Here is a 12,523-nt window from a genome sequence, read left to right on the forward strand (position 1 = left end):
CCCCGGCCGGGGGGTGGGCGGGGGGGGTGTCACAGGCTGCGGAGCAGCACCGCCGGGGATTCGACGCAGTCGGCGACGTACCGCAGGAAGCCGCCCGCCGTGCCGCCGTCGCAGACGCGGTGGTCGAAGGTCAGCGACAGCTGGACGACCTGCCGGACGGCCAGCTCGCCCTGGTGCACCCACGGCTTGGGGATGATCCGACCCACGCCGAGCATGGCCGCCTCGGGGTGGTTGATGATCGGCGTGGAGCCGTCGACCCCGAACACCCCGTAGTTGTTCAGCGTGAACGTCCCGCCCGTGAGGTCGGACGGCGTCAGCTTCCCGGCTCGCGCCAGTTCGGTGAGGCGGGCGAACTCGGCCGACAGGGACTCCGGGCTGCGCGTCTGCGCGTCCCGGACCACCGGGACCATCAGGCCGCGTTCTGTTTGCGCGGCGAAGCCCAGGTGCACGGCCGGGAGCCGGACGATCTCGTTCGCCGCGAGGTCCACGGTGGAGTTGAGCTCCGGGTACTTGGCGAGCGCGGCCGTGCAGATCCGGGCCAGCAGGGCGAGCACCGAGATCTTCGGCCCGTCCACGGCGTTCATCGCGGCGCGGGCCGCCATCAGCTCGGTGGCGTCCGCGTCGACCCAGCAGGTGGCCTCGGGGATCTCGCGCCGGCTGCGCGAGAGCTTCTCGGCCACGGCTCCGCGCAGCCCCTTGAGGGGGATCCGCTCGCCCTGCGCGGCCACGGCGCGGGCCGGAGCGGCGGGCTGGACCGCGGGCTCGGGCGCCCGCAGCGCCGCCTCCACGTCCGCCCGCAGGATCAGGCCCTCGGGCCCCGACCCGCGCAGCGCGCGCAGGTCCACCCCGTGGTCCTTGGCGAGCTTGCGCACCAGCGGCGAGACGACCGCCACCGGCCCGCTCGCGGCGGGCGCCGGAGCGACCGCGGCCGCCTTCGGCGCCGCGGACACGGCTGACACGGCGGACACGGCAGACGCCGCGGACGCCCCCGGCCGGACCCGCTTGCGCCGCGCCTGCCGGGAGTGGTCCGTGCCGTATCCGACCAGGACGTTGCCCGAACCGGAAGCCGACTCCTCGGGCTCCGGCTCCGTGACGGATCCCACCGCCACCGTGATCAGCGCAGCGCCGACCGGCAGCTCCGTGCCCTCCTCGCCGAAGCGCGCGGTGACCACGCCCCCGTACGGGCAGGGCACCTCGACCATCGCCTTGGCCGTCTCGACCTCGACCACCGGCTGGTCGATCTCGACGACATCGCCCACGGCCACCAGCCAGCGGACGATCTCCGCCTCGGTCAGGCCCTCACCGAGGTCGGGCAGCTTGAACTCCAGTACCTGCGGCATCAGTTCTCCCACTGCAGGCGGGCCACGGTGTCCAGGATCCGGTCCACACCGGGCAGGTGGTGCTTCTCCAGCATCGGCGGCGGGTAGGGGATGTCGAATCCCGTCACCCGCAGCACGGGCGCCTCCAGGTGGTGGAAGCACCGCTCCGTGACGCGGGCGGCGATCTCCGCGCCCGGTCCGCCGAAGCCGCCCGACTCGTGGACGACCACGGCACGCCCGGTCCTGCGTACGGAGGCCACGACGGTCTCCTCGTCGAAGGGGACCAGCGACCTCAGGTCCACGACCTCCAGCTCCCAGCCCTCCTCGCGCGCCGCCTCGGCCGCCTCCAGGCACACCGGCAGCGAGGGTCCGTAGGTGATCAGCGTCGCGCTCGTGCCCGTCCGCCGGACCAGCGCCTTGCCGATCCCCGGCACCGCGGCGGGCGCCTGCGGCGACCAGTCGGCCTTCGACCAGTACAGCCGCTTGGGCTCCAGGAAGACCACCGGGTCGTCGCTCGCGATCGACGCGCGCAGCAGCCCGTACGCGTCCTCGACGGTCGCCGGGGTCACGACGGTCAGGCCGGGCGTGGCCACGTAGTACGCCTCGGAGGAATCGCTGTGGTGCTCGACGCCGCCGATGCCGCCGCCGTACGGCACGCGGATGGTGATCGGCAGCGGCATCGCGCCCCGCGTGCGGTTGCGCATCTTCGCCACGTGCGAGATGAGCTGCTCGAAGGCCGGGTACGCGAACGCGTCGAACTGCATCTCGACCACCGGCCGCAGCCCGTACATCGCCATGCCCACCGCCGCGCCCAGGATCCCGGCCTCCGCGAGCGGGGTGTCGGTGCAGCGGTCCTCGCCGAACTCCTTCGCGAGCCCGTCCGTGATCCGGAAGACCCCGCCCAGCGCCCCGACGTCCTCGCCCATGACGTGGACCGTCGGGTCCTCGGCCATCGCGTCGCGCATCGCCCGGTTCAGGGCCTGCGCCATCGTCGCGGGCTTCGCCCCGGTCTTCGCTCCGGGCTTCGCCGCCACCGTCGTCACGACTGCTCCTCCGCTTCCAGCTCGGCACGCAGCATTTCCGCCTGCTCGCGCAACCGGCCGGTCTGCTCCGCGTAGACGTGCGCGAAGAGGTCCATGGGGTCCAGCACCGGATCGGCGTTCATCCGCTCGCGCAGCGTCGCCGCCATCTCCTCGGCTGCGTCGCGCGCCTCCTGGATGCCCGCCTCGTCGAGGATCCCGCGGGCCGTCAGCTCGCGCTCCAGCAGCTCCACCGGGTCGTGCGCCTTCCAGGCCTCCACCTCGGCGTCGCTGCGGTAGCGGGTCGCGTCGTCGGCGTTGGTGTGCGCCTCCATCCGGTACGTGACGGCCTCGATCAGGGTCGGGCCGCCGCCCGCGCGCGCCCGCTGGACGGCCTCGGTCAGCACCTCGTGCATGGCGGCGACGTCGTTCCCGTCGACCAGCCGGCCCGGCATGCCGTAGCCCACGGCCTTGTGGGCCAGCGTCGGGGCGGCGGTCTGCTTGGCGAGCGGGACGGATATCGCGAAGCCGTTGTTCTGGACCAGGAAGACCACCGGGGCCTGCCAGACGGCCGCGAAGTTCAGCGCCTCGTGGAAGTCGCCCTCGCTGGTGCCGCCGTCTCCGACCATGGCCAGCGCGACGACCTCGTCCCCGCGCAGCCGGGCGGCGTGCGCCAGGCCCACCGCGTGCGGCAACTGGGTGGCGAGCGGGGTGCACAGCGGGGCGATCCGGTACTCGCGCGGGTCGTACCCGGTGTGCCAGTCGCCGCGCAGCAGCGTCAGCGCCTGTACGGGGTCCAGCCCGCGCGCCACGGCGGCGAGGGTGTCCCGGTAGCTCGGGAAGAGCCAGTCCTGCTCCTGGAGGACCAGGGCGGCCGCGATCTCGCAGGCCTCCTGCCCGACGGTGGAGGGGTACACGGCGAGACGGCCCTGCCGGGTCAGCGCGGTGGCCTGGGCGTTGTAGCGGCGGCCGAGGACCAGCTCGGCGTAGTACCGGCGCATCAGCGCGGGGTCGAGGCGCTCGGCCGCCGGAGTGCCCAGCACCCGGTAGGGCTCGGGGTCCGGAAGCAGCGGCGCGGCGTCCGTACGGGGCCTCCAGGCGGGCGGCGGGGTCGGACGGTGGGACGCACCGGCACCGGGCAGCTCTTGGACCGTCATGGCGGCGTACACCTCCTCGTGGGAAGCGGGCGGGGAGAGCCCCGGGTGTGAGGCGCCTCACCTACCGATTGTTCGGTTGTCCGCGCAATTTGGCTACAGGCGGCTCCAGGCTGTGGACAAAGTGGCGCCGTGGCCCTGGGATGGGTGCAGGACGTCCAGGAGAGGGAGGCAGGGGGCAATGCCGGATGAACAAATGGCCGGAGCGGGTTCCGCACCGATTCCACCGGGGGGTGCCTCAGGGGCCTCGCCCGTCCCGCCGCGCCCGCTGGACCCGATCGACCGGTCGATCGTCCGACTGCTCCAGGCGGACGGCCGCGCGTCGATACGGTCGGTGGCCGAGCAGGTGCACGTCTCGCGCGCGAACGCCTACGCCCGGATCAACCGGCTCATCGACGACGGGGTGATCCGGGGCTTCACGGCCCGGGTGAACCACGAACGCGCGGGCCAGGGCGCGTCGGCCTACATCACCCTGAAGATCGTGCAGAACTCCTGGCGGACGGTGCGCGAGCAGCTGCGCGAACTGCCGGGAGCTGCCCACATCGCGCTGGTCAGCGGGGATTTCGACGTGCTGCTCCTGGTGCACACCCCGGACAACCGGACCCTGCGCGAGCTGGTCCTGACCCGCCTCCAGGCCATCCCGGAGGTGCTCTCCACGCGCACCCTGCTGGTGTTCGAGGAGACGGACCTCCTGGCGCCGGGCCCGCCTGCGGGCGGCCCGACGATCACGGAGGAGTAGAGGTCCAGAGGTCTACGTGGCCTACGTGGCCTACGTCGCCGTCCGCAGCCCGTCGAAGGCCAGGTGGACCACCGCGTCCGCGAGCTGGTCGTGATCCGCGCCGGGGTGCGGGCGGTACCACTCGACCAGGGAGTTCACCATGCCGAACAGCAGGCGCGTGGCGAGCCGGCTGTCCACGTCCGCGCGCAGGTCCCCTTCGGCCGCGGCGGCCTTGAGCAGGTCGGCCACCCGGTGGTCGAACTCGCGGCGGCGCTCCAGCGCCCAGCGCTCCGTGCGCGTGTTGCCGCGTACGCGCAGCAGCAGGGTCACGTAGGGCAGCTCGGTGAGCAGCACCTCGACCGTGCGCCGCGTGACGTACTCGACCCGCTCGACCGCCCGGCCGCGTATCGCCCCCGGCTCGTCGAGTACGGCGAAGAGCCCGTCGAGGGCGCGGCTGACCGCCCGCCGGAGCAGCTCCTCCTTGCCCGCGACGTGGTGGTATATGGAGGACTTGGAGATTCCGGCCGCCTTGGAGAGGTGCTCCATGGACGTGCCGTCGTAGCCGCGCTCGTTGAAGACCTGGACGGCGACGGTGAGCAGGGTCTCCGGGGTGTACGTGTCCCGTCTGGCGGTCGTCATCGCGTCTTCTCCCCCTCGTCGGCGTCCTCACCGGCGTCCTCACCAGCCGCGTAGCCCAGCTTGAACAGCGCCAGCGAGGGCGCGTAGCGGCCGCCGGGGCAGCGCTCGTCCAGGTGGTGCAGCAGGTCGTACGCCCAGTCCTGACCGAGGCGGGCGTGCCATTCGCTCGGCCCCACCGGGTAGTTGACGCCCAGCCGCATCGCGGTGTCGATGTCCTCGGCGTCGGCCACCCCGCGCGCCACGGCGTCGGCGGTGAGGTCGATCAGCATGGCGACGGTCCGCGCGACGATCATGCCGGGGACGTCCCCGATGACCGAGACCTTCTTCCCCAGCTTCTGGAAGAGGCCGACGGCCTCGGCCAGGGTCCGCTCGCTGGTGTCCTCGCTCGCCGAGAGCGCGATCCGGGTGGCGTCGCGGTAGTCGAGGGCGAGGTCGAAGTAGACGACGTCGGCGAATTCCACGGAGGTCTTGCCGTCCGCGAGCACCAGCTGGCCCTCGCCGGGGAGCTGGATGTACGGGCCCCCGTGCTCGGTGACCGTCACCGCGATCCCCGCCTCCTCGGCCAGGTCGGCCAGGACCGCGGCCGGGCCGAGGTCTCCGACGACCGTGAGGGCGGCCGGTGCCTCCTCGGGGCCGGCCGTGTGCGGGGCCGGGTCCGGCGCCTCGTCGCCGTACGGGAACCAGCCGTGGCCCGACTTGCGGCCGAGGCGCCCGGACTGGACGAGCCGGCGCTGGGCGAGCGACGGCGTGAACTTGGGGCTGCGGAAGAAGGACTCCCAGACCGAGCGGGTGACGGCCTCGTTGACGTCCTGCCCGATCAGGTCGGTCAGCGCGAACGGGCCCATTTTGAAGCCGCCGCTCTCGCGCAGCACGGCGTCGATGGTGGCCGGGTCGGCGCCCTGCTCCTCGTAGACCGCGAAGGCCTCCGCGTAGAAGGGGCGGGCGATCCGGTTGACGATGAAGCCAGGGGTGTCGGCGCAGCGGACCGGCGTCTTCCCCCAGCCGAGGACCGTGCCGTGCGCGCGCGCGGCGGCGGCCGGATCGGTCGCGAAGCCGCTGACGACCTCGACGAGCGGGAGCAGCGGCGCCGGGTTGAAGAAGTGCAGGCCGAGGAAGCGGCCGGGGTGCGCGAGGCCCGCGGCGAGCTCGGTGACGGAGAGGGAGGAGGTGTTGGTGGCCAGCAGGGTGTCCGGCGAAACCACCTCTTCGAGCGCGGCGAAGAGCGCGCGCTTGACGGTGACGTCCTCGACGACCGCCTCGATGACGAGGGCGGCCTCGGCGAGGCGGGCCAGGCTGCCGGCGGACGAATCGATCCGGCCGATCGCGTCCTCGGCCTCGGCGCGATCCAGGCGCCCCTTGGCGGCCATCCGCTCGACGCGGTCCCGCACGAGCCCGGCTCCGCTCGCCGCGAGACCGGCGTCGATGTCGTGGATCAGCACGCGGTGACCTGCGAGAAGAGCCACCTGGGCGATGCCCTGCCCCATGGTGCCGGCGCCGACGACCGCCACAGTGCGGGACCGCTCGATTGGTGTCATGTCCTGATCCTCCCGCACCGGGTTGTCCACAGGTCTCCCCGGGGCCTCTTGTCCCGACCGATCGTTCGGTTACTCTAGCTCCAGTCTGCTCTTCTTCACCCGCCCCTGCCTGATCTCAGCCTGCGAAATCAGCCTGATCCTGCCCGGCTCAACGAGGAGTTGGTCCCTGATGGCCGCCGAGCTCACCCTCCCCCAGCTGACCGAGAAGCACCGGCCCACCCTGGACCAGGCGCTGTCTGCCATCCGCAGCCGCGCCTACTGGTCCCCGCACCCCGAGCACCCCAAGGCGTACGGGGAGACCGCGCCGGCCGACGGCGTCGCCGCCTTCGAAGCCGTCCGCGGCACCCGCTTCGACCTGGGGCAGCCCGGTACCGACGGCTGGGCCGGCGGCGAGGTGTCCCCGTACGGCATCGAGCTGGGCGTGGAGTACCCGCATGCGGACCCGGACGTGCTGCTGCCCGCGATGCGGGCCGGCATGGCCGCCTGGCGGGACGCCGGACCGCTGGCGCGCGCACTCGTCTGCGTGGAGATCCTGTCCCGCATCGGGGCGCGGACGCACGAGTTCGCGCACGCGGTCATGCACACCAGCGGCCAGGCCTTCATGATGGCGTTCCAGGCGGGCGGCCCGCACGCGCAGGACCGCGGCCTGGAGGCGGTGGCCTACGCCTACGAGGAGCAGACCCGCGTCCCCGGCCAGGCCGACTGGTCGAAGCCGCAGGGCAAGCGGGATCCGCTGGAGCTCGGCAAGACCTTCACCGCCGTGCCGCGCGGCATCTCCCTGGTGATCGGCTGCAACACCTTCCCCACCTGGAACGGCTACCCGGGCCTGTTCGCCTCCCTGGCCACCGGCAACGCGGTGCTGGTCAAGCCGCACCCGCGCGCCGTGCTCCCGCTGGCGCTCACGGTCCAGGTCGCCCGCGACGTCCTCGCCGAGACCGGCTTCGACCCGAACCTGGTGGCGCTCACGGTCGAGCGGCCGGGCGAGGGCATCGCCAAGACGCTCGCCGTCCGGCCCGAGATCAAGCTGATCGACTACACCGGGTCCACGGAGTTCGGGGACTGGCTGGAGGCCAACGCCCGCCAGGCGCAGGTCTACACGGAGAAGGCGGGCGTCAACACCGTCGTCATCGACTCGACCTCCGACTACAAGGGGATGCTGTCCAACCTGGCCTTCTCGCTGTCCCTGTACAGCGGCCAGATGTGCACCACCCCGCAGAACCTGCTCATCCCGCGTGACGGCGTCGAGACGGACGCCGGCCACAAGTCGTACGACGAGGTCGTCGCGGACCTCGCCGCCTCGGTCTCGGGCCTGCTCGGCGACGACGCCCGGGCCAACGCGCTGCTGGGCGCGCTGGTCAACCCGGGCGTCAAGGCCCGGCTGGAGGCGGCGGCCGGGCTGGGCGAGGTCGCGCTGGCCTCGCGCGAGGTGGTGAACCCGGAGTTCCCGGACGCGGTCGTGCGTACGCCGGTCATGGTCAAGCTGGACGCCTCCAAGCCGGATCCGGAGGCCGCCTACTTCTCGGAGTGCTTCGGCCCGGTGTCCTTCGCGGTGGCGGTGGACTCCACCGCGGACGCGCTGGAGCTGCTGCGCCGCACGGTGCGGGAGAAGGGCGCGATGACGGTGGGCGCGTACACGACCTCGCCGGACACCGAGCGGGCCATCGAGGAGGTCTGCCTGGAGGAGTCGGCGCAGTTGTCGCTGAACCTGACCGGCGGGGTCTACGTCAACCAGACCGCGGCCTTCTCCGACTTCCACGGCTCGGGCGGCAACCCGGCGGCCAACGCCGCGCTGTGCGACGGCGCGTTCGTCGCGAACCGCTTCCGCGTGGTGGAGGTCCGCCGCCAGGCCTAGTGCGCTTCGGGGTAGGGCCCGCCCCAGTGGAACAGGGCCATGGCGACACTGGTCGCCAGGTTGTAGCTGGAGACCTGCGGCCGCATCGGCAGGGACACCAGGTGATCGGCGCGGGCGCGCAGCTCGGGCGAGATGCCGTGGCGTTCGGAGCCGAAGGCGAGCAGGGCGTCGTCCGGGAGGGTGAGGGAGCGGATGTCCTCGCCCTCCGGGTCGAGCGCGTACAGCGGCCCGGCGGGCAGCTCGTCCAGTTCGACCCGGTCCACGGTGGTGGCGTAGTGCAGCCCGGCCCCGGCCCGGACCACGTTCGGGTGCCAGGGGTCGAGGTCGCCGCGGGTCAGGACGCCGGTGGCGCCGAAGCCCGCGGCGAGACGGACGACGGCGCCGACGTTGCCGAGGTTGCGGGGATTGTCGAGCACGACCACGGGCGCGGCCCGGGGCGTCTTCGCCAGCGCGGCCCGCCGGGCCTCCTTGTCGGGCCGTACGGCGAGGGCGGCGACCCCGGTGGGGTGCACGCGGGGCAGCAGCTCCTTGAGCGGAGCCCGCCGCACCAGCCGGGCCACGTCCGCCTCCACGTCCGCGGCCAGCCCGGCGGCGAGCGCCCGCACCGCCTCGGGGTCGTCGGCGACCACCGCCAGGACGTCCGCCCCGAAGCGCAGGGCGTGCTTCAGCGTGTGAAACCCGTCGAGCAGCACGACCCCGTCCCGCCCGGCCACTTCCCGCCAGGCCCGCACCACGTCATCGCCCCTCAGCTGCTCACTCATACCGCCGACCCTACGGTCCCCCGCGTCCACGACCGGCCCGGCCCAGCCCCTGCACCCTGGCCAGCCCGCACGCAGGGCACCACACCCGCCTCATTCAGCTCCGCCAGGGGGTATCCCCGGACGGAGTCTGGGGGGTTTGAGGCGCGGCTCGGCTCCACCCTGGGCCGGGATCGGGATCGGGATCGACTCGGCGCCCAACGGGGGCACCCGTACGGCGGCCCGGCGGCGCCGCACGGCTCCGAGCCACACCAGGAACCCGGTCGGCAAGAACACCGCATCGGCGGCGATCATCGCCAGAGAAAAGAACGGCAGCCCCAGCAGCACCGCGATCCCCGCGTGCTCCAGCATCATCACCGCCAGCAGCACGTTCTTGACCCGCCGGTTGAACAGCGCGAACGGGAACGCCACCTGCACCGCCACCGTCCCGTAGGTCAGCAGCATCACCAGCGTCCCGCTCCCCGCCAGCAGCCCGGACAGTCCGGGCCACGGGCTGAAGTAGTCCAGCCCGAGGGGGTAGTACAGCGCGGTCCCGTCCTGCCACCGCGAGCCCTGGATCTTGTACCAGCCGGCCGTCGCGTAGATCAGGCACACCTCCGCCATGATCACCAGCATCCCCGCGTTGTGCAGCAGGTTCGCCAGCACGTCGAGGACCGCCCGCTCCTCCCCGCCCGCCTGCCACCGGTCGACCATCCACCACAGCGCCGACCCCACCCACACCGCCGCGAACGCCGCCAGCCAGCCACCGCTGAACCGCCCCGTCGCCGCCCCGTACGCGAAGACCCCGCCCAGCACGGCCCACAGGACCGGCCCCGCCGGCCCCGCCGACGCGGACCCCCGCAGCCTCGCCCGCCGCGCGTCCAGCGACCACACCTGCGCGCACCGTGTCAGCACCAGGTAGATCGCCATCAGGTGGATGACGTTGTCCCCTCCGTCGCCCATGAACACACTGCGGTTCTGCAGCGACAGCACCCCGACCATGAAGACCACGGACGTCGCCCGCGTCCGCCAGCCCAGCACCAGCAGCGCGCTCGCGAGCACGGAGAGGGCGTACACCGTCTCGAACCAGAGCGTGGAGTCCGACCACAGCAGCACGGTGAAGGCCCGGTTCGAGGCGATCAGCCGCTCCGCCAGCTCCCAGCTCCAGGGGCCGTCGGGCCCGTACAGCTCGTGCCGCCGCGGCAACTCCCGCAGCAGGAAGAACAGCCACGTCCCGGCGAAGCCGATGCGGACCACGGCGCTCTGGTACGGGCCCAGCGCCCGGCCCGTCACCTTCCCCAGTGCCTGTCCCACCAGGGCCCGCCCCGCCGAGATCCTCGGCCTCATACCGTCCACCACGGCAGCTCCCGGTAGTACGTCCGGGTGTCGGTCGTCTCGGTGCTCCAGCTCGGCGCGGGCACGGCCGTCGTCGCCGAGCGCAGCTGGATCCGCACGATCTCGTCACCCTCGCGGGCCGGGGGGAGCCGGTGGATCACGATCCGCCGCAGGTACTCCTGCGACAGCGCGCCGCGGTCGCCGTTCGGGTTGTCGTCCTCGTCGTGGGAGCCGGTGAAGAAGTCCCAGGCCCGCCGGAGCTCGTTCTGGTCGGTGTGGCTCGGCAGCAGGCTGTGCCGGATGGCCGCGCCGTCCTCGGCGGACAGGTCGCGCCAGTCGCTGGTGACGAGGCCGCCGCCGGCGGTGCGCACCTGGGTCCGGACCTCGACTGCGATGTTCTGCTGGAGGGGGTTGGGGGCGAAGAGCTTCCAGTTCTGTTCGAACTCGGGGTAGACCCACGAGTCGACCAGTTCCGCGTGCCGCTTGCTCAGCGTGTTGGACGGGGCGACGTGCAGGAAGACGAGGCCGAGGTGCACGCAGGCGCCGACGGCCACGGCTGCCAGGGCGAGGGCCGCCACGACCCGGTACGGGGCGGAAAGACCCGCTATGCCGGGCGGCCGGGGCGGTGGCGGAAGGGCTGTTTCCGCGAGTCCGCGCTCGTTCGAATCCATCCCGCCCCGATCATCGGCGTCCACAGGGTTGCCCACAGAGGTTGACACCCTACGGGCCGTCGTCTCACCATTGAAGAAGATGAACCGAACGATCGGTCGGTCGGGCGGACGGCAGACTCTGACAGGGGGCCGGGATGGTCGCAGTGACCCCGGAATCAGGCCCGGGCACAGCGGGCGGCGCAGGCACAGCGGGCGGCGCAGGCCCAGCGGGCATGACGGGCGCCGCGGACGAGCAGCCCGCGGACCTCGGCGCGCAGCTCGCCGCGGCCTTCGACGCCGCTGTGGCGGCGGACGAGCGCGTGGAGCCGCGTGACTGGATGCCCGACGAGTACCGCGCTTCCCTGGTCCGCCAGATGGCCCAGCACGCGCACTCCGAGATCATCGGCATGCAGCCCGAGGCCAACTGGATCACCCGGGCGCCCTCGCTGCGCCGCAAGGCGATCCTCATGGCCAAGGTGCAGGACGAGGCGGGCCACGGCCTCTACCTCTACAGCGCCGCCGAGACCCTCGGCACCAGCCGCGACGAACTGCTGGACAAGCTCCACGCGGGGAAGCAGAAGTACTCCTCGATCTTCAACTACCCCACCCTGACCTGGGCCGACGTGGGCGCGATCGGCTGGCTCGTGGACGGCGCGGCGATCACCAACCAGGTGCCGATCTGCCGCTGCTCCTACGGTCCCTACGCGCGTGCCATGGTCCGGATCTGCAAGGAGGAGTCCTTCCACCAGCGCCAGGGGTACGAGCTGCTCCTCGCCCTCTCGCGTGGCACCGAGGCGCAGCACGCGATGGCCCAGGACGCGGTCGACCGCTGGTGGTGGCCGTCGCTGATGATGTTCGGCCCGCCGGACGACGAGTCGGCGCACTCCGCACAGTCGATGGCCTGGCGGATCAAGCGCCACACCAACGACGAGCTGCGCCAGCGCTTCGTGGACATCGCCGTCCCGCAGGCCGAGTCGCTGGGCCTGACCCTGCCGGACCCGGACCTGAAGTGGAACGAGGAGCGCGGGCACCACGACTTCGGCGCCATCGACTGGGCCGAGTTCTGGGACGTGCTCAAGGGCAACGGCCCGTGCAACGAGCAGCGGATCAGCCAGCGGCGTACGGCCCACGAAGAAGGCGCCTGGGTCCGCGAGGCGGCCGCGGCGTACGCCGAGAAGCACACCAGCACCGGACGAGAGGTACAGGCATGACGCAGAACTGGCCCCTGTGGGAGGTGTTCGTGCGCTCGCGCCGCGGCCTCTCGCACACGCACGCGGGCAGCCTCCACGCCCCCGACGCGGAAATGGCCCTGCGCAACGCCCGCGACCTCTACACGCGGCGCGGCGAGGGCATCTCGATCTGGGTGGTGCCCTCCACCCAGATCGTCGCCTCCTCGCCGGACGAGCGGGACCCGTTCTTCGCCCCGTCCGCCGACAAGCCGTACCGCCACCCCACCTTCTACGAGATCCCCGAGGGGGTGCGCCACCTGTGAACAAAAACAGCACCACGAGCGGAACGCACACCGCCACCGCCACCGCCACCGGCTTCACTGCCGCCGCCGCCCT

At 72.6% G+C, this 12,523-nt stretch carries 12 protein-coding genes; 4 read left to right on the forward strand and 8 right to left on the reverse strand.

Going from position 1 to position 12,523, the window contains the following annotated elements; all coding sequences use genetic code 11:
* Nucleotides 1–29 precede the first annotated feature (29 nt).
* Genes ACWDYJ_RS00005 through pdhA form a run of 3 tightly spaced genes read right to left on the reverse strand, consistent with a single transcriptional unit; the run spans nt 30 to nt 3,495 of the window.
* Nucleotides 30–1,340, reverse strand: coding sequence for a dihydrolipoamide acetyltransferase family protein (locus ACWDYJ_RS00005; protein ID WP_451563120.1), 1,311 nt, complete (start codon nt 1,338–1,340; stop codon nt 30–32).
* Complete coding sequence (locus ACWDYJ_RS00010; RefSeq protein WP_451563348.1) at nt 1,340–2,308, reverse strand: alpha-ketoacid dehydrogenase subunit beta; 969 nt, start codon at nt 2,306–2,308, stop codon at nt 1,340–1,342. The genes ACWDYJ_RS00005 and ACWDYJ_RS00010 overlap by 1 nt, the downstream gene beginning before the upstream one ends.
* A 50-nt stretch (nt 2,309–2,358) precedes the next feature.
* Complete coding sequence (gene pdhA / locus ACWDYJ_RS00015; protein ID WP_451563121.1) at nt 2,359–3,495, reverse strand: pyruvate dehydrogenase (acetyl-transferring) E1 component subunit alpha; 1,137 nt, start codon at nt 3,493–3,495, stop codon at nt 2,359–2,361.
* A 178-nt stretch (nt 3,496–3,673) separates the two neighbouring features.
* Between pdhA and ACWDYJ_RS00020 the strand changes: the two genes are divergently transcribed.
* Complete coding sequence (locus ACWDYJ_RS00020) at nt 3,674–4,231, forward strand: Lrp/AsnC family transcriptional regulator (RefSeq protein ID WP_451563122.1); 558 nt, start codon at nt 3,674–3,676, stop codon at nt 4,229–4,231.
* 30 nt (nt 4,232–4,261) lie between these two features.
* Here the strand turns inward: ACWDYJ_RS00020 and ACWDYJ_RS00025 are convergent, their stop codons facing one another.
* Both ACWDYJ_RS00025 and ACWDYJ_RS00030 read right to left on the reverse strand, forming a co-directional pair.
* Nucleotides 4,262–4,849 (reverse strand): TetR/AcrR family transcriptional regulator, encoded by a 588-nt coding sequence (locus tag ACWDYJ_RS00025; RefSeq protein WP_451563123.1) that lies wholly within the window; start codon nt 4,847–4,849, stop codon nt 4,262–4,264.
* Nucleotides 4,846–6,384, reverse strand: coding sequence for a 3-hydroxyacyl-CoA dehydrogenase (locus ACWDYJ_RS00030; RefSeq protein WP_451563124.1), 1,539 nt, complete (start codon nt 6,382–6,384; stop codon nt 4,846–4,848). The genes ACWDYJ_RS00025 and ACWDYJ_RS00030 overlap by 4 nt, the downstream gene beginning before the upstream one ends.
* A 169-nt stretch (nt 6,385–6,553) precedes the next feature.
* Here ACWDYJ_RS00030 and paaN point away from each other — a divergent pair, with 169 nt between their 5' ends.
* Nucleotides 6,554–8,236, forward strand: a complete 1,683-nt coding sequence (gene paaN / locus ACWDYJ_RS00035; protein ID WP_451563125.1) for a phenylacetic acid degradation protein PaaN — start codon at nt 6,554–6,556, stop codon at nt 8,234–8,236.
* On the opposite strand, the gene ACWDYJ_RS00040 is transcribed toward paaN, so the two are convergent.
* From ACWDYJ_RS00040 to ACWDYJ_RS00050, 3 genes are all read right to left on the reverse strand, one after another.
* Nucleotides 8,233–8,997 carry a TrmH family RNA methyltransferase gene (locus ACWDYJ_RS00040; RefSeq protein WP_451563126.1) on the reverse strand — a complete coding sequence of 255 codons (765 nt, stop codon included), beginning with the start codon at nt 8,995–8,997 and terminating at the stop codon, nt 8,233–8,235. The two genes, paaN and ACWDYJ_RS00040, sit on opposite strands and share 4 nt — an antisense overlap.
* A gap of 90 nt (nt 8,998–9,087) precedes the next feature.
* Nucleotides 9,088–10,320 (reverse strand): HTTM domain-containing protein, encoded by a 1,233-nt coding sequence (locus ACWDYJ_RS00045; protein ID WP_451563127.1) that lies wholly within the window; start codon nt 10,318–10,320, stop codon nt 9,088–9,090.
* On the reverse strand, nt 10,317–10,979 hold the full coding sequence (locus tag ACWDYJ_RS00050; RefSeq protein ID WP_451563128.1) for a DUF5819 family protein: 663 nt from the start codon (nt 10,977–10,979) through the stop codon (nt 10,317–10,319). Before ACWDYJ_RS00050 ends, ACWDYJ_RS00045 begins: the two co-directional genes overlap by 4 nt.
* 134 nt (nt 10,980–11,113) lie before the next feature.
* Here ACWDYJ_RS00050 and paaA point away from each other — a divergent pair, with 134 nt between their 5' ends.
* A complete protein-coding gene (paaA, locus tag ACWDYJ_RS00055; protein ID WP_451563129.1) occupies nt 11,114–12,169 on the forward strand; it encodes a 1,2-phenylacetyl-CoA epoxidase subunit PaaA in 1,056 nt (351 codons plus the stop codon).
* Nucleotides 12,166–12,450 carry a 1,2-phenylacetyl-CoA epoxidase subunit PaaB gene (gene paaB / locus ACWDYJ_RS00060; RefSeq protein WP_451563130.1) on the forward strand — a complete coding sequence of 95 codons (285 nt, stop codon included), beginning with the start codon at nt 12,166–12,168 and terminating at the stop codon, nt 12,448–12,450. Before paaA ends, paaB begins: the two co-directional genes overlap by 4 nt.
* Nucleotides 12,451–12,523 lie beyond the last annotated feature (73 nt).

The organism is Streptomyces sp. NPDC003042 (assembly GCF_053591315.1).